The organism is Clostridium sp. D33t1_170424_F3 (assembly GCF_015667585.1).
Classification (GTDB): domain Bacteria; phylum Bacillota; class Clostridia; order Oscillospirales; family Acutalibacteraceae; genus Anaeromassilibacillus.
The window spans coordinates 92,809-110,648 of the sequence record NZ_JADPEG010000002.1; the positions used below are offsets into that span (position 1 = coordinate 92,809).

Consider the following 17,840-nt stretch of genomic DNA (forward strand, 5'->3'; position numbering starts at 1 on the left):
AAATTCCCTCCTATTTTTGATTCGCCGCCAGCTGCACTTTCTTTTTGATCGCCGCCAGCAGCTGTGTTTTGGCCTGTTCCACCGTGATATCCGGAATCTGCGCCGCCGCCATATTCAAATGGCCGCCGCCGCCCAGCTCCTCCATCACGATCTGTACGTTGATATCCCCCAGCGAACGCGCCGAGATATTCATCACATTCCCCGTGGGGAAGATTACGAAGGACGCCTTGACGCCCTGGATGGAAAGCAGCTCATCCGCCGCCTGGGACGAGGTTACCCGGATGTCCGGGAACTCGTGGTCCGTGTGGGCGATGGCGCAGCATTCCATGATTTCCGCCGCGGAAACAATGGCGTATTTCGCTTTGTAGCTGTCGATGGTATCGGCAAACATGCGCTTGACCTCCACCGTATCCGCGCCGCGGCGGCGCAGGTATGCGGCCGCTTCAAAGGTGCGCACGCCGGTCTTGAGCACAAAGCTCTTGGTATCCAGCATGATGCCGGCCAACAGCGCTTCGGCCTCCGCCTGTGTCAGCGTATGGTCGCCGACATACTGCACCAGTTCCGCCACCATCTCCGACGTGGAGCTGGCGTACGGTTCATGGTAAAAGACGATTGCATTCTCAATGTGCTTGACCATCATGCGGTGGTGGTCGATTACCACCACGCGCGCCGCCCGGTTCAGCAAGTCCTTGCTCTCCACAAAGTCCGGGGAATGCGTGTCCACCACGATCAGCAGGGTGCGGGACGTCATCTGCTCCAGCGCCTCCGCCGGCGCGAGAAAAACTGTTTTGCCCGGCGCCGCCGCTTCAACATGGGTAATCAGCTGCCCGGCCAGGCTCTGCTGCCGGTTGGTTACCACGTACGCCGGCTTTTGCAGCGCCTTGGTCACCGCGCTCCAGATGCCGACCGCCGAACCAACCGCATCAAGATCGGAGAACCGGTGGCCCATGATCATCACATTGTCGGAATCCTTGATATGATCGGAAAGTGTGGCGGCAATGACGCGGGTGCGCACTTTGTCGCGCTTTTCCACGCCCTTGCTCAAGCCGCCGAAGAACTCATAGGTATCGTTTTTCTGTTTGACCGCCACCTGGTCGCCGCCACGGCCCAGCGCCATTTCCAGCGCCTTGCGCGCCCACAGCTCGGATTCCTGCAGGTTCCCCGCGCCGCGGCCCACACCGATGGAAACCGTCGGGCTGCGGCGTTCCACCGTTTTGATCCCGCGGACCATGTCCAGGATTTCAAAGCGCTTTTCCATCGCCTGCCGGATATGCGCCTCATCCGTCAGGATCAAAAAGCGGCCGCCGCTGAGACGGCGCAAAAAGCCGTTCATACTCTGCGCCCATTCCGCCAGTGTACTCTCCACATCGGACGCAAGCCGCGCGTCTTCGCCTCCGTTGAGATCCCGCGCCAGCTCCTCCCGGTTATCAAAATGCGCGATGGCCACAACCGGCCGCTTTTCCGCAAATTCTTTGTTGACGGCCTTATAATATGTATCGTCCACGAGGTACAGGATGCTGCCCCCCGCCGTCTGCGAGGCATAGGCGGTAAAGCGGCGGTTTCCAACGCCGACGTCCGTCCCCTTCGCCTGCATCACCTGCTCCAGCGTATGGGGATAGAGATAGCGCAGGATGTTTTCCCCGCGGCAGTCCCTCGTTCCGCCGACGCTCTCCAGAAACGCGGGGTTGGCCCAGACAATATCCCCGGCCTCCCCGATGATGGCGACCGGCATGGTCAAACGCTGCAGCGCCTGGTATTCCTGCCCGGACAGGACGCGCCGCACAGCCCGTACCGAATACAGGATATGCGATTGAAACCGGAAAATAGAAACCGCGACCATGATCACGGCCGCGATTGCCAGAACGAGCTCTGTGACAAACACCGCCGGATTGTGGGTAAACCAACTCACCCCCGCCATTACCAGCATAACCGCCGCAATGACCAGACAGACCGGCGATGCAACCCATATCTTTTTTTTCACCGTTTTTACTCCTTAAATCCGAAACTGGCCGGCACGCATGACGAATGGCCGCGGCGTTTCCGCCGCAGCCAGCACGTCGTTTTATATTTCCATGATGATCGGCAGGATCATCGGGCTTCTGCGCGTACGTTCGTACAGGAAGCGCGACAACTCGTCCTTGATGCGCGTCTTTAAAGCGCCCCACTCATGGATGTGGTGTTCCGAGCAGCTCTCCAGAGCAGCAACCACACGTTTCTTCGCCTCGTCGATCAGCGGCTCCGCCTCACGCACATAGACAAATCCGCGGGAGACGACGTCCGGGCCGGAAACCACATTGCCTGACGCGTCGATGGTGCACACCACGACAATGAGGCCGTCCTCCGCCAGATGCTTGCGGTCCCGCAGCACAATGCTGCCCACGTCGCCCACGCCGAGGCCGTCCACCAAAATGCGGCCCGCCGGGACGCTGGTGAGTTTCTTCATATAATCCTGGTTCAGCTCCACCACATCGCCGATGTCGCCGATGTAAATCCGGGAGCTGTCCATCCCCATCGATGCGGCAAGCCCCGCGTTCTTGCGCAGGTGCTTCTGCTCGCCGTGGACCGGGATAAAATACTTGGGTTTGGTAATCCCCTGAATGATTTTAAGCTCCTCCTGGCAGGCGTGGCCCGAAACGTGCACTTCGTACATCGATTCATAAATGACCTCGCAGCCGCGTTTCAGAAGCTCGTCGACCACAGCGCCGACGGTTTTTTCATTGCCGGGAATCGGCCTTGCAGAGATAATGATGAAGTCGCCGGGGCCGACCTCCACCTTGCGGTGGTCCGCAAACGCCATGCGCGTCAGGGCGCTCATCGGCTCGCCCTGGCTGCCGGTGGTGATCAGCACCACCTTCTCCTTGGGGTAACGGTTGAGCAGGTCGATGTCAATCAGCACGCCGTCCGGCACCTGCAAATACCCCATCTCCACGGCGATGCCCATCACGTTCAGCATGCTGCGCCCGGAAAGCGCCACCTTGCGGCCATAACGGACCGCACAGTTGATGATCTGCTGCACGCGGCTGATATTGGACGCGAACGTCGCAATAATGATGCGCTTTTTCTCCGCGCGCTTGAACAGGTTTTCAAAGGTATTGTCCACCATCTGCTCCGTCTTGGTGTAGCCGGGCCGTTCGGCGTTGGTGGAGTCCGCCAGCAGGGCCAGAACGCCCTCGTTGCCCAACTCCGCAAAGCGGCCCAGGTCGATCATTTCGCCCCAGGCGGGCGTGCAGTCGATCTTAAAGTCGCCGGTGTACACAACGGTGCCTGCCGGAGAGTGGATCGCAAAACCGACCGCGTCCGGAATGGAATGGTTTACATGGATAAACTCCACGTTCATGCAGCCGAGCTTAACGGTCTGTCCCGGTTTAACCACGTTCATTTTGACCTTACCGGAAAGTCCGTGCTCCTTGAGCTTCCCTTCCACCAGGCCCAGCGTCAGCATGGTGCCGTAGATCGGCAGGTTGACGCGCTTGAGCAGGTACGGCAGCGCGCCGATGTGGTCCTCATGTCCGTGCGTCAGCACAATGCCGCGGATTTTATCCGCGTTGCGCTCCACAAAGGTAAAGTCCGGCAGAACCAGGTCCACACCCAGCATATCCTCGTCCGGGAACGCCATGCCGCAGTCCACGATCAGCATATCGCCTTCGCACTCATACAAGGTGAAGTTCTTTCCAATCTCGTTGAGTCCGCCCAGAAAATACGCTTTAATGGACGGCTTCTTCACCGGTGGCTGTCCGCGTTTTTTGCCGCGCGCCGGCTTGGCCGCCTGTTCCGCGGCCGGTTCCGCCTGCTGCGGTTTTTTAGGCTGCGCCGCCCGCTTCGCAGGACGGCGGCGGGGCTGTTCCGGCTTCTTCTCCGGCGTTTCTTCCAGTCTGGCTGGCAACGTTACTTTTCCATACAGCGCCGGATGCACCCCTGTTTCTGCAGCTGCCTCCTGCAGGTGCACTGTATCCGTTTGATTCTGATTTCTTTCCGTCAAGATATGACCTCCATTATTTTTGGATACGCCGATAAAATGTCCGCCTGCAAACGGTGCCTGGCGGGCATGACGCTCCAAAGTAAAATATTTATATTTTTAATCCGCGCAAAGCCGCTCCGGAAACGCTGCCGGAACCGCGCGCATTAATAATATTCAGTTAAAAAGGAATTCCCCGTCCGGGGTAATTCCATCCTGTCGCACATACTGAAAACCCTTGTGAAACCTTTTTCAACAGGACGCCGCACACCGTCTGTACGGTTTCTGCGGCAGATACATTCCCGACCGCGGGTCCGGCCCGTCCTTTTCCAAAAAACAGCGCCGTTTCCCACCGGTTATGATTGCTTTTATTGTACCTTGATATTGTATAGCTGTCAAGTTTCCTAAAAAGCAGGCCGCACTTTTATTCATATTATGGCCCCTTCTGTGCTTGTTAAACCAATCGTACCGCCATCTGAAAAAAATTGCGGCCCTGCGCGCACGCAATATCTTTCTATGCTATAATAACCTCACGCCGTTAGCGGAAGCAGAGCTTCCGACGGCTGAGAGAACATTGTACCGTTGTGATGGAGGCTGCGCCTCTTCTTGGTATAATAACCTCACGCCGTGACCGGAAGCAGAGCTTCCGACGGCTGAGAGAACATTGAATCATACCAGCTTTTGGATGTGATATGGCGTTTCAGCCTTAAAGAAAAGCCTCTGCTGGTCGGGTATGATTGAATAACTTGATTGCACAGAAAAAACAATTCAATACATATAAATCCAATACATATATAGGAAAAGGATGGATACGATGAAACATGTGGAAATTTTTACGGACGGCGCCTGCCAGGGCAATCCAGGGCCGGGCGGCTGGGGTGCGGTCCTGCGGTATAACGGCGTGGAAAAGGAGATCAGCGGCGGCGACGCGGACACCACCAACAACCGCATGGAACTCAGTGCGGTCATTGCCGCCCTGCAATGCCTGAAAGAACCGTGCGAAGTAACGCTGTACAGCGATTCCCAATACGTCTGCAACGCCATAGAAAAGGGTTGGGCCAAAGGCTGGCGGCGCAACGGCTGGCGCAAGTCGGACAAATCTCCCGCTCTGAACGCAGACCTGTGGGAGACGCTGTTGAACCTGCTGGAACAGCACAAAATCACCATCCGTTGGGTGCGGGGGCACAACGGCCATCCGGAAAACGAACGCTGCGACCGCCTGGCGGTGGCGGCGGCGGAACGTGCCAGGTCCGGACAGCTATAAAATTTTTCAAACCCTATTGCATACTATACTAAAAAGGTGTATATTATAATCATAGTAAATCAGTCAGGATTTGCCAGTCCATTTTGTAAAAAAATTTGCCGGCCCGATCGGGAACCCGGCGCACTGATATAAGGAAAGAAAAGGTGATTGTGAACATGGCACATTTTGTTTATGCTGATAACGCCGCGACAACGCCGGTTTCTCCCGCTGTTTTTGAGGCGATGAAACCGTATTTTACATCAATTTACGGCAATCCGTCCAGCCTGTATTCCGTAGGCCGGGACGCCAAACGCCCGCTGGAGCTGGCGCGCGGAGAAGTTGCCGCCTGCCTTGGCGCGGAACCGGCTGAGATTTTCTTTACCTCCGGCGGCAGCGAAGCCGACAACTGGGCCATCAAAGGCGCGGCGCACTTACAGGCAAAGAAAGGCAAAAAGCATATTATTACCTCTAAATTTGAACACCACGCTGTGCTGCATACCTGCGCTTCTCTGGAAAAAGAGGGTTTTTCCGTCACATACCTGGATGTTCACGAAGACGGTCTGGTCCGTCCGGAGGAACTGGAAGCCGCGATCCGGGAGGATACGGCTCTTGTCACCATTATGTACGCCAACAATGAGATCGGCACCATCCAGCCGATTCCGGAGATCGGGGCTATCTGCAAACAGCACGGCGTGTTGTTCCACACCGACGCGGTACAGGCGGTCGGCAACGTGCCGATCGATGTAAAAGCGCAGGGCATCGACCTGCTCTCCCTCTCCGCGCACAAGTTCCATGGCCCCAAAGGCGTGGGCGCGCTTTATGTCCGCAAAGGGATACCGCTCCCCAATTTAATCGACGGCGGCGCGCAGGAGCGCGGACGCCGTGCCGGCACCGAAAACGTGGCCGGTATTGTCGGCCTGAGCACCGCGTTGAAAGAAGCCTGCGCCACCATGGAGGAACGCGCCAAGCGTCTGACCGCCATGCGGGACAGGCTGGTTGACGGTATTTTGCAGATTGAGCGCTCCCGCCTGAACGGCGACCAAGTCAAACGGCTGCCGGGAAACGTTAACTTCTGTTTTGAGGGCATTGAAGGCGAATCCCTTTTGCTGCTGCTGGACCTGAACGGCATCTGCGGTTCCTCCGGCTCCGCCTGCACCTCGGGTTCGCTGGACCCCAGCCATGTGCTGCTTTCCATCGGTCTGCCGCACGAGATCGCGCACGGCTCCCTGCGCCTCTCCTTCAGCGACCAGAACACGGAAGAGGACGTCGACTACATCCTGGAAGTTCTACCCGGCATTGTGGAGCGGCTGCGCGCCATGTCCCCGCTCTGGGATGAAATCATCCACGGAAAAAAGTATAACTGATTGATAAATATGAACAGAAAAACAATGTCAAAGAAAAGAGGCTGATCGTTTATGGCATACAGTGAAAAAGTAATGGATCATTTTGCAAATCCGCGCAATGTCGGTGAGATGGAAGACCCCAGCGGCGTCGGCGAAGTCGGCAACTCCCGCTGCGGCGACATCATGCGCATGTACATTAAGGTCGACGGCGACACCATCACGGACGTAAAATTCAAGACCTTTGGCTGCGGCGCGGCCATCGCCACCAGCTCCATGGCAACGGAGCTGATTAAGGGCAAGAAGATTGCGGACGCGCTCAAGCTTACCAACAAGGCTGTAATGGAGGCGCTCGACGGACTGCCGCCGGTCAAGGTGCACTGTTCCGTTCTCGCCGAGCAGGCCATTAAAGCGGCGGTATCTGACTATTACAAGCGCCAGGGCATCGACCCCACGCCCTTTGTCGGAGAAGTCCCGGCATGTGAGGAATGCGCCTGCGATGCACATTAATTTAAACCCTTACAATCTATAATTCTATAAAAAACGGCAGGCCCGGACTTTTGTAAAGATCCGGGCCTGCCGTTTTTTATCGTCTGCCCCGGCGCACATGCGCCATGGTGCATTGGATTTGCCGCACGGCGCTGCGCAGCGCACGAATATCCTGCATATAACCGGCTGCCCACCCCGCCTGGCGCAGCAGATTTTCCACCTGAAAGGAGGTGTTTTGCATCCGCTGATAGGTCAGAACCGCATTTCGCACGGTATTGAGCTGTGTCAATAACTGCCGATTGTTCATGATATTCACCCCCGTCCCTTCATACTATTCTGTCCTCCGGGGAGCGTTCAGCCAACTTTTCTCACATGCGTGTGGTTGCTTATTTAGAAAAATACGTGTATACTGTAGAAAAAAGAGCGAGGCGAATACGACCATGAGACATCACAAAAAGATATGTAAGGAATTGGGATTAATCAACCACAATTTAAATGCGTTGATTCAAAATCAGAATGAAATTTACAGCAAACTGGAGGAATTGCGCCGCGCCGTCGACGCCTTGCAGCCTGCACAGGACGTCGTCGTTTCCGCCGCTGCGGACAGCGCGCTAACGGAGAAATACGAAGACGGAATCGTTTGACCGTTCCGCGCAATATCGATACCCCAGCCTGCGGAACGGCCGGATGTTCTCCGGACAGGTTATCGCATGCTCTGCCATATAACGGACCATCTCCCCACGCGCCATTTTGACATAAACGCCTTTTTCCTTGATCTTGCCCTCGCAGAGCTCGCCAAAGACAGGCGTTACCACCCGCACCGCCTGCGGAACATACGGAAGCACCGCCTTTGCATACTCCTGGGAGGCCAGATTTACAATCGTCCCGTTCGATTCCTCCAACTGGTCAAACAGGCTGCCGCCCCAAAAATCGTACAGATTTTTGCAGAAAGACGTTTTCATCTTCGCCTGCATCTCCAGCCGGTAGGGAACGACGCCGTCAAACGGCCGCAACACACCATAAAAACCAGAGAGGATCCGCACGCGCGCTTCCAGATACGCATACTGCGGTTCGGTGAAAAGATGCGGCGCCATATATTGATATTGGATTCCTTCATAGCTTAAAAGCGCGGGCGTCAGATTCCGGCGCAGCTGCATCTTCCGGTAGCGGTCAAAATTCAACCGTGCAATCGCATCGTTGCAGCCGAGCAGTTTTTTCAGCTCCTCATACGGAAGATTCTGCAAATACCGCATTAACTGTTCCGTCCGCTCCAACAACGCGGGCAGCCGGCGCGGCTCTAAAAAGTCCACGTCGGCGTTCATTTTTTTCGCTGGCGAGAGCAGAATTTTCATGGGGTTTCCGGCCCGTGCGCCTGTCCGCCCTGCGTCATCGCTTCCCGTTCCTTCAGCAGCTCTTCCCGAAGCTGAATGGAATTCCACGCTGCATTATGGGGCGTATAAATCGCTTTCAGCGCCACCGGCGTAATTTTATGCCGGCGGAAGCCCTGCAAAAAAGCATCCAGCAAACCGTTGGTAAAATGGACCAGCAAAAGCATTTCGTCGGTAAAGACGGCGTTCTCCGGTGTGCGGCCCGTCGGTTCCATCTGCCCGGACAATACCGCCAGCGGTTCGGCGTATTCCTCCGGTTTGACCGAACGGACGCGGATTTTCATCAGCAGGCACATGCGTTTGATTTGGCTCCCCTTCGGGGTATCCAGGTTGTAAAGAAATACGGTGGGCGTCTGCATGATAAGTCCTCCCCTGTGTTTCATTTCCTCCATCATAGCATCCTGTTCTTAAAAATGCAACTGATTCTCAATTTAAAGCCCGCAGAAACTGTCGAAACAGCCTTGAATTTTTGCCTGCAACGCGATACAATAGATACAAATTCCGGGAAGACCATCCATATGGATGGCCTTCTTCTTTGTGCCGCAGCCTGGCCGTCGTGCGCAGGCAATCCAAAAGTAGGGAGAAATGATATGAACGGTTTGGGTTTTTATCCCGCAGAGACCCTTTTGCCCGCAAACGCGGATTTGACCAAGTGGAGCGTGGTCGCATGCGACCAGTATACCTCGCAGCCGGATTACTGGCAGGAGGTGGAGCAGTTTGTCGGCGAAGCGCCTTCCACCCTGCGTATGATCGTGCCGGAACTCTATCTGGAGGAAGATGGCGTGGAACAGCGGATCGCGGACGTCAACGACGCGATGGACCGCTATCTGGCTTCCGATCTGTTCCGCGTAACAGATCAATTCCTGTATGTGGAACGCACCCTGCGCGATGGGAAGCTACGCCGCGGACTGATGGGCGTGGTCGATCTGGAGCAGTACGACTTCACCAAGGGCTCTGAATCCCTGATCCGCGCGACGGAGGGCACCGTATTGGAGCGCATCCCGCCCCGCGTCAAGGTGCGTGAGGACGCCTCCCTGGAATGCCCGCATATCATGCTGCTGATCGACGACCCCGCAAAGACTGTAATTGAGCCCATTGCGGACCGCGTGGGCGATTTGGAAGAGGTCTACCGGTTTGATTTGATGCAGGACAGCGGTTCCATCGCCGGATACCAGTGCGACGACGCCGAATCCATGCGCATCCTCGGCGCGCTGGGCGAACTGGCCGACCCGGAATCGTTCAACCGGCGCTACGGCCTGCAAGGGAAATCTCCCCTGCTGTTTGCAGTGGGCGACGGGAACCACTCCCTGGCGACGGCAAAAACCTGCTACGAAAACCTGAAAAAGACCCTGCCGGAAGAAGAATACCGCGCGCATCCGGCCCGTTACGCATTGGTGGAAGTGGTCAACCTGCACGACGCTTCCCTGGAATTCGAGCCGATCCACCGCGTCGTCTTCGACGTGGACGAGGAAAAGCTTCTGGCAGCGCTGGAAGCACAGTGCGGCTCCGCAGGCGGCCAGCGCGTTATGGTCTGCAACAACGGCCAAAAGAAGGAACTTCGCTTTAACGCGGCTGTCTCCAACCTGCCGGTCGGCACACTGCAATCGTTCCTGGATGCTTATATCGCAGAAAACGGCGGCCGGGTCGACTACATTCATGGGAATGAAGTGGTCGAGGAGCTCTCCGCCAAACCCGGCAATGTCGGCTTCCTGCTGGAGGCCATGCCGAAGGAAGAGCTGTTTAAAACCGTCGTACTGGACGGCGCGCTCCCGCGCAAGACGTTTTCAATGGGACACGCCTGGGATAAACGCTTTTATCTGGAAGGCAGAAAAATCAAAGCTGAATAATGGGCCGAAAGAGCCTGCCGCGGAATGGGAAACGTTCCGCGGCAGGCCTTTTATTTTTTCCATCTTCACCGTTCTTCCATCAGAATATCGAACGCAAAGCCATCGCATGACCCTCAATATTCACTAAAAATTCTAAAATGCATTTTTTAATGATGTAAATTGACAAAAATTTTTATACATGTTTTAATAAAAAGGATACTGTTCACACAGTAAACGATAGATTTTCTAATCTGCATTATTTAATTGAACAAATCTGTCCCGGAAAGGAAGTGAAAAATGCGCGCGTCTACAAGGATAAACCGGAAGTTGAGAAAACCGCAGTACATCATCCCAATACAATGAAGCAAGGGATTGATCCGAACTGCAGACGGAATCAGACCGTCTGCGCTTACGTGTTATGGAGGGGAAAATTTGAAAAGAAATCGATTTAGAGAAAAACTCACGGCGTTCGTATGCGCCGCCGCCCTGCTGGTCAGCAGTATCCCGGTGTCGCTTTCACAGGCAGCGGTCCGGGAAGATCAATCGGTCAGGGTACCCCAATTCCTGATGGAGGCCACCGCTTCCAGCCAGGAGGAAACCAGCGACACCTGTTACGCCTCTATGGCGGTCGACGGCAACGCCGCGTCCATATGGCACACCCAATGGAGCGCTACGCCGCCATCCCCGCACTGGATTGCCGTAGACCTGGGACGTATTGTGGAAATCTCCAGGCTGACTTATCTGCCAAGACAGGACGGCAACCAGAACGGCTATGTCAAAAAGTATGAAATTTCCGTCAGTAACGACGGACAGACCTATACAAAAGCGGCAGAAGGCGACTGGATTGCCGACATGACGGAAAAGGAGGCCGTTTTGCAGACGCCGGTAAGCGGCCGTTATGTAAAACTGCAAGCCGTCAGCGCTTCCATGATGTCCTGTGCAGAGCTGAACATTTACGCGTCCTCCAGCCCTTACACACCGCTCTGGAACAGCATTGACGAGACGGAACGCTTTCTCGCGGGAACGGAAACCGGCAGCCAGCCGAACCAGTACCCGCAGGACGCCGCGGATGCATTAAATCGGGCCATTGAAGACGCCAAGCTGAAAGCGGTCTCCCTGCCGGAATCCGATCCGGAAGGGATCCAGACGGCGGCGGACGCGCTGCGCACCGCACTGGACGCATTCCATCACGCGCGCATTACATACACCAAAGAGCAGCTTGCCGCTCTCGCAGAGCAGGCGAACACACTTAACGACGGCACGCCCGCCGGCGAAGCGGACGGCGAGGCCTCCGAACAGGCAAAGCGGGATTTCCAGTCCGTGCTGCACGAGACAGAAGCCGTTTTGAACAACAGCGAGGCGGACAAGGAAACCGTTCATCTGGCATACGAAACGCTGGTACAGGCGATGGAGACCTTCAAAGACCGCATCGTGACCAGCCTGAAATCCCTCGCGGGCGTCTGGGAGCTGAAGCTGGGCGCCTATTCCGCTGACGACGGCGCGTTGTCCGACACCTGTGTGCTCCCCGGCACGCTGGATGAAAACAGGAAGGGCAATTTGAATACGTCGGTCAACACCAACCGCCTCAGCTGCAAGTACACCTACACCGGCGACGCGGTCTATCAGAAGCAGGTCTTTATCCCGCAGAATTGGGAGGGCAAACATGTAACCTTCCTGATGGAGCGCACAAAGAACACCCGCGTCTGGGTCAACGGACAGGAACAGACCGACTGCAACGCCAACAATACGCTGGGCGTCGCACAGGAGTATACATTGACCGGCCTGGTCCCCGGACAGGAAAACACACTGACCGTTCAGGTGCGCAACACCGATTATCCGGTCGGCACCGGCTGCCATATGCTGACGGAAGAAACCGTAACCAACTGGAACGGCATTTTGGGCAAGATCGAGCTGAAAGCCGCTGATCCGGTCTTCCTCAAGGACGTCCGGGTTTATCCGAATATTCAGGACCACACCGCCACGGTTAAAGCCGTCGTCGCAAACGACACCGGCGCGGCGGTCAGCGGCAGTTTAACTTTAAACGCGCAGAGCTACAATCACGACGGAGCGCCGCACATCGTTCCGCAGATGGTTCAGGCGTTCTCTCTGGAGGACAGCGAAGCAGAGATGGAAATCACCATCACCTATGCAATGGGTGAAAACGTCCGTCTCTGGTCGGAATTTGATCCCTCCATGTACCGCCTGACCGTAGACCTGGCGGCCAACGGTGCAGCCGATTCCTCAGCGGAAAACTTTGGCATGCGTGAGTTTAAAACCTCCGGCACCAAATTCACCATCAACGGCCTCACCACCTTCATGCGCGGCGAGGGCAACTCCGCCGTGTTCCCGCTCACCGGGTATCCGTACATGACCAAGGCGGAATGGATTGATTTCTTCACCAAGGCGCAGGATTTGGGCATCAACTTCTTCCGTTTCCATTCCTGGACGCCGCCCGAAGCGGCGTTTGAAGCAGCGGACGAGCTCGGCATCTACATGCAGCCCGAGCTGTACGGCTTTGGCGGAACACCGTTCAACGAGTATTACAGCGAAGAAGCCGTCCGCATCCTGGAATACCTGGCGAATCATCCATCGTTCGTCATGTTTGCCTGGGGCAACGAGCTGAACACCACCGGCAGCAACCGTGACGGCGCCAATGCGCTCCGTGAGCTCTGCCGCAGCGTGGACGATACCCGCCTGTACGCGGAAGGCAGCAACAACAACTACTGGGCGCCGTCCCTCAACACAGGGGACGATTACTGGACAACCTGCAAAACCAAGGCCAACTCCGATCCGTACCACACCCGCATTTCCTTCTCCTGGGTGGACGCCGCCTCCGGGGGCGCTTTGGAATCCATGCAGCCGAACAGCAATTTCACCTATACAAACGCCATCAGCATCGTCGATAAGCCGCTGATGAACCACGAAGCGGGCCAGTACCAGGTGCTTCCGCTCTTTGACGAAGAAATTCCGAAGTACGAGCCCGGCGTCTTTGAGGCGCGCAACCTGCAATACTACCGCGACCTGATGGAACGCAAAGGCCTGCTCCATATGAATGAAATCTTCTCCAAAGTTTCCGCGCGCGTCTCCGCCATCGGCTACCGCGCAGATATGGAAACCGCGCTCCGTACCCCCGGCCTCGGCGGCTACCAGCTGCTCAGCATCCAGGACTTCCCCGGCCAGGGCACGGCGCATGTGGGCATTCTGGACAACTTCATGGAGGACAAACCTGGCGGATTCACCACCGAGCAGTACAAGAGCTTCAATGACTCCGTTGTCGTACTGGCGCAGCTACCCAAGCTGGTTTACCGCAACGACCAGGAACTCAGCGGCATGATCTCCGTTGTCAACTACAGCCCGGCGTCGCTCCAGGGCAAAGTGGGACAGTGGAAGCTGAAAAACGGCGACGCGGTCCTCGCAGAGGGGTCTTTTGACGCAATGGACGTCCCGCAGGGAAGCGTCACCAATCTGGGAACCTTCTCCGCCTCCCTGTCTGATATTACGGACGCCTCCAAACTGACGGTGGAGGTATCCGTGGATTCCATCGGCAGCAACAGCTATGACGTCTGGGTGTATCCGCAGCAGATCGATACCGCCGTTCCCGCCGGTGTGATCGTTTCCTCCAATCTGGACGAAGCGACCCTGAACGCACTGGAAAACGGCGGCAAGGTCCTCTATCTGCCGGAACCTTCTGAAAAGATTATCCCAGACAGCGTCGCGGTCCGCTGGACCACCGATTACTGGAGCAAGATGTTCCACCGCTCCGACCGGAACGCACACACAATGGGCATGTACGTGCAGAATGAACACCCCATTTTTGCCAATTTCCCAACGGACTTTTTCAGCGACTACCAGTGGTTCAATCTGATGAAGGGTTCCCGCGCGGTCGTACTGGACAACGCGCCGGCAGATCTGGAACCTCTGGCATGGAACATCGACCACATGGAGTGGAGCCGCAAATTGGGCAGCCTGTTTGAGGCAAACGTCGGCAAGGGCAAGCTTGTCGTCTGCACCTTCGACCTGCTGAATCAGATGGACGCCTATCCGGAGGCGAAGCAGCTGTATGCCAGTATCCTCCAATATATGGCGTCTGAAACATTCCAGCCAAAGGCCGTACTGACACAGGAATACCTGACCGATACCTTTAAAGAGCTCACCAACACCAACGCCTACTCTACAATTGAGGCGGAATCCTATACCGAGGGCAACGGCAGCTTCAAGTCAGAATCCGGCACGACGGAAGACGGCGAAAAGGCAACCGCGCTCGGCAACATCAACAAGGGCAACTGGCTGCGCTATGAAAAAGTGGAATTCGGCCTCAACGGCTGTTCCACCATCACCCTGAACGGCGCGAACGCCAACAGCTACGACGCCGTACTGGAGCTGCGTACCGGCTCCTCCACCGGCCCGCTGATCGCTACCCTGCATTTCAAGAACACCGGTTCGTGGAGCCAGTACAAATCCCAGACCTTTGATATTCCGCGCATCTCCGGCCTGAACGACGTTGTTCTGGTCTCACAGAACGGCGGCATCGCGTTCAACTCCTTCTGGTTTGGTGAAGGCTCCACGCAATACGTCAGCGCATATGAAAAGCTGGAGCCGGAATCCGCGGCGGGCGACATCACCATCACCGACATCGACGGCGGAAGCCACGTCATCATGCAGAACTATGTCAGCGCCATCACAGACCGGGTGGAAATCCGGTTCAACCATGTGGAATTCGGCGCATATGGTTCCAAAGACGTGACAATACAAGGACGTTCCCTGAACGGCAAGGATGTCAGCGGCTACCTGCGCTATGAAGATGCGGGCGAAGAAACAACCATTCCCTTTATCTTCAAAGCCGGGGAAGGCGAATCCTACGAGCTCTCTTCGGAGACCTTCTTTAAGCAGACTTTCAAAGCAAAGGGCATCAAAGGCGCGCAGAATCTGGTGATCGGATTCGATCCGGGTACCAGCTTTGACCTCGAAGCACTGCTCTTTACCGGATACACCAGCGAACCCGTTGTAAATCCCGATTATGTGAACGCAATGAACGAAGCGCGGGAGAAGCTGGCAGCGGTGGAAAACCGTCCCCTGCTGTACACAGAGGCGTCGTGGCAGATGTTCACTGTAGCCTACGAAGAAGCGTCCCAGGCCGATATGGACGATAACGACGCGATCGCCGCTGCGGCAAAGAAACTGCAGGGCGCGCTGGACAGTCTGGTATTGACCGGGAAGAGCAAATCCGCATACACAATCACCTATGCCCGGAATTACGACGAAGTCGACGGCAGTGTGAAGCTGGAACGTGCGGAACCGGATCAGGTCGTCGGCGGCTTTGACAAGGGAGAAACGCTCATCTACAAGGGCCTCGACTTCGGCGGCTCCGGCGCGATGAAACTGACGGTCCGCGCCGCCAATGGACGCAGCGACTCGGAAAAGGAAAAAGAAGCCGTCCTGCGCTTCCGTTATGGAACCGGCGAGAACGACTATGCGGACGTCCGAATTCTGCAAACCGGCGGCTGGGGCGCCGCCAACGACAGAGACTTTACCGTGGATATTTCGCCCGAATTATTCAACGGCGTAAAAGACATTTCCCTTCAGCTGGTTGAGGGCGCGGTTGCGCTGCATTCCTTTGTATTTGAGGAAGCTGTTGTTACAGATCCGCAGCTGCTGAACGTGCAGTGGAACCCGAGCCAGGCAGATGTGGAAATTACCGGCGAAGCAGACGTGATTCTCGACGGCAACGGCATCTACGGCGCGACAGTGGTTCCGGGTACGAAGCTGACCTTCACCTTCACCCCGGCGAACAGCCCGTTTGCGAGCGCAAAGCTGAACGGTGCCGATATCCCGTTTGAGGCCGACGGCTTTACCTACACCTATATCATGCCGAACGACAAGACCGTTCTGCGCTTCACTTTCACCAGCGTGAACAAGGACGTTCTGGAATCCCTGCTGGAAAAGGCGAACGAAGTGACCGACGAGCAGCTCAACAAACTCGTCGAATCCGTGCGCAAGAAGTTTATTTCGGCGCGCGACAATGCAAAGACTGTTTATGAAAGCGATAAGGCGACCCAGGACGAAGTGAACGAAGCCTGGAAAGAATTGCTCAACGCGATGCATTACCTCTCCTTTGAGGAAGGCACCAAAGACAAGCTAGAATACTGGCTCGACTACGCGGCGCAGCTTGACCTGGACAACTTTACTCCGAAGAGCCAGGAGGGCTACACGGAAGCGCTCGCCTATGCACAGGAAGTCTATGACGACGAGGGCGAGACACTGAAGGCGGAAGTCGAGAAGGCGGCAAAGAACCTGCACGAAGCGATCCTGCGCCTGGAGTTCAAGGCAAACACGGAAACGTTGGAAGCCTTTGTGAAGCAGGCACAGGAGATTGAAATCGACAAGTATCTGGACGGCCCGGAGAAAGACAAGTTCAATGAGATTCTCCCGCAGGCGGAAGCCCTTCTGGAAGACGCGAACGCGACCCAGAAGCAGGTGGACGAGATGGCGGACGCCCTGTACGAGGCAATGATGAACCTGCGTATGATTCCGGACAAGGAAGCGCTGAAAGCCCTGATCGACGAGTCTGAAGCGCTCAACCCGGAGGATTACACCGCGGCAAGCTATGCGATCCTGCGCGCGGCGCTGAATACCGCACTAAACGTCTACGAAGACGAGAACGCCACGCAGGAGGAAATCACGGCAGTCTGCGCAACGGTGGAGAAGGCCCGCGCGGGCCTGGTTCCGGCAGACAAGCCGGAAGAGCCGGCGAAACCCAGCAACAAGCCGTCCAACAGCGGCAGTTCCGGCAGCAAGAAGCCGGTTGGCAACGTTTCCGGCGCGGGAACGGCAGTCGCCGTGACCAATCCGGTGGTCAGCGCGGCACAGAACGTGATGGGCCAGAAGTCCGTCTGTTCCGATACCACAGCAAACTTCACCTTGAAGAGAGGCAGCGCCTACTGCTTCAAGATGACGGTTGTCAACGGAAGCAGTGCGGCCCCGAACTTCACCGTGGGCGACGGCAATGTGCTCAAGACGCAGTTTGTGGCGAAGATTGGCAACGACTGCTATTACAGAATCTGGGCGGTCGGCACACCCGGCCAGAGCACCGGCGTGTACACTACAATGTCTGGAGAGAAAGAACAGCAGCATTGTGTGGTAACAGTTGGCTGAACAGGATACCGGCCAATTGAGAGGATCGCCCCTGTATGAACAGAGTCTAAAAGGGCCCTGTTTGAAAAGAAGCTTTCACTGAACAGCACTATAGGTGTGCTGGACACTTTATGTCTGCGAAAGACGCTGCGCATCATCCGCAAAAGCATTGTGTTATCACAATTGCGTAAAATGGTCCTCGCTGTAAGCGTATTTCGACCGGAGGTGTATAAGATACTTCATGCCTGTGAATGACGCTGTGCATTCAAATACGGCAATATAGCACCAAAAACCACCTGCACCGCAGTTGCGGTGCAGGTGGTTTCATTCTAAAATTGTATATAATAAGCAAAACGCTCATTTATTACAAAAAATTATATTTTCTGCATAAAACCTCTTGCTATTCCCTCCGTTTTTTGATAAAATAACATACGATTTAGTAAGTTGATTCATCGATGGTTTAAACTA

11 protein-coding genes are annotated in these 17,840 nt (G+C 55.9%); 6 read left to right on the plus strand and 5 right to left on the minus strand.

All coding sequences use genetic code 11. From position 1 onward, the window contains the following. Nucleotides 1-10 precede the first annotated feature (10 nt). Both I4V53_RS01865 and I4V53_RS01870 read right to left on the minus strand, forming a co-directional pair. On the minus strand, nt 11-1,981 hold the full coding sequence (locus I4V53_RS01865; protein ID WP_353616458.1) for a DHH family phosphoesterase: 1,971 nt from the start codon (nt 1,979-1,981) through the stop codon (nt 11-13). An 81-nt stretch (nt 1,982-2,062) separates the two neighbouring features. Beyond that, complete coding sequence (locus I4V53_RS01870) at nt 2,063-3,871, minus strand: ribonuclease J (RefSeq protein ID WP_502709351.1); 1,809 nt, start codon at nt 3,869-3,871, stop codon at nt 2,063-2,065. Between the two features lie 898 nt (nt 3,872-4,769). Here I4V53_RS01870 and rnhA point away from each other — a divergent pair. The 3 genes from rnhA to nifU all read left to right on the plus strand — a co-directional run bounded on the left by rnhA (nt 4,770) and on the right by nifU (nt 7,048). Beyond that, a complete protein-coding gene (gene rnhA, locus I4V53_RS01875; protein ID WP_195983713.1) occupies nt 4,770-5,219 on the plus strand; it encodes a ribonuclease HI in 450 nt (149 codons plus the stop codon). 155 nt (nt 5,220-5,374) lie between these two features. Continuing rightward, nucleotides 5,375-6,562 carry a cysteine desulfurase NifS gene (nifS, locus tag I4V53_RS01880; protein WP_195983714.1) on the plus strand — a complete coding sequence of 396 codons (1,188 nt, stop codon included), beginning with the start codon at nt 5,375-5,377 and terminating at the stop codon, nt 6,560-6,562. 51 nt (nt 6,563-6,613) lie between these two features. Further along, nucleotides 6,614-7,048, plus strand: coding sequence for a Fe-S cluster assembly scaffold protein NifU (nifU, locus tag I4V53_RS01885; protein WP_195983715.1), 435 nt, complete (start codon nt 6,614-6,616; stop codon nt 7,046-7,048). Nucleotides 7,049-7,124: 76 nt separating this feature from the next. On the opposite strand, the gene I4V53_RS01890 is transcribed toward nifU, so the two are convergent. Then, on the minus strand, nt 7,125-7,334 hold the full coding sequence (locus I4V53_RS01890; RefSeq protein ID WP_195983716.1) for a hypothetical protein: 210 nt from the start codon (nt 7,332-7,334) through the stop codon (nt 7,125-7,127). A 133-nt stretch (nt 7,335-7,467) separates the two neighbouring features. Between I4V53_RS01890 and I4V53_RS01895 the strand changes: the two genes are divergently transcribed. Beyond that, nucleotides 7,468-7,671 (plus strand): hypothetical protein, encoded by a 204-nt coding sequence (locus tag I4V53_RS01895; protein ID WP_195983717.1) that lies wholly within the window; start codon nt 7,468-7,470, stop codon nt 7,669-7,671. Here the strand turns inward: I4V53_RS01895 and yaaA are convergent. Together yaaA and I4V53_RS01905 are read right to left on the minus strand one after the other, a co-directional pair. Continuing rightward, a complete protein-coding gene (gene yaaA, locus I4V53_RS01900) occupies nt 7,639-8,379 on the minus strand; it encodes a peroxide stress protein YaaA (protein ID WP_195983718.1) in 741 nt (246 codons plus the stop codon). The genes I4V53_RS01895 and yaaA overlap by 33 nt on opposite strands. After that, nucleotides 8,376-8,774, minus strand: a complete 399-nt coding sequence (locus tag I4V53_RS01905) for a DUF3783 domain-containing protein (protein WP_286166991.1) — start codon at nt 8,772-8,774, stop codon at nt 8,376-8,378. The genes yaaA and I4V53_RS01905 overlap by 4 nt, the downstream gene beginning before the upstream one ends. 231 nt (nt 8,775-9,005) lie before the next feature. On the opposite strand from I4V53_RS01905, the gene I4V53_RS01910 reads away from it, so the two are divergent. Beyond that, nucleotides 9,006-10,262: a DUF1015 domain-containing protein gene (locus I4V53_RS01910; protein WP_195983720.1), complete on the plus strand. Its 1,257-nt coding sequence runs from the start codon at nt 9,006-9,008 to the stop codon at nt 10,260-10,262. 411 nt (nt 10,263-10,673) lie between these two features. Next, the gene (locus tag I4V53_RS01915) at nt 10,674-17,393 is read left to right on the plus strand and encodes a DUF8487 domain-containing protein (protein WP_195983721.1); all 6,720 of its coding nucleotides are present in this window, start codon (nt 10,674-10,676) and stop codon (nt 17,391-17,393) included. The last annotated feature ends 447 nt before the right edge of the window (nt 17,394-17,840 follow it).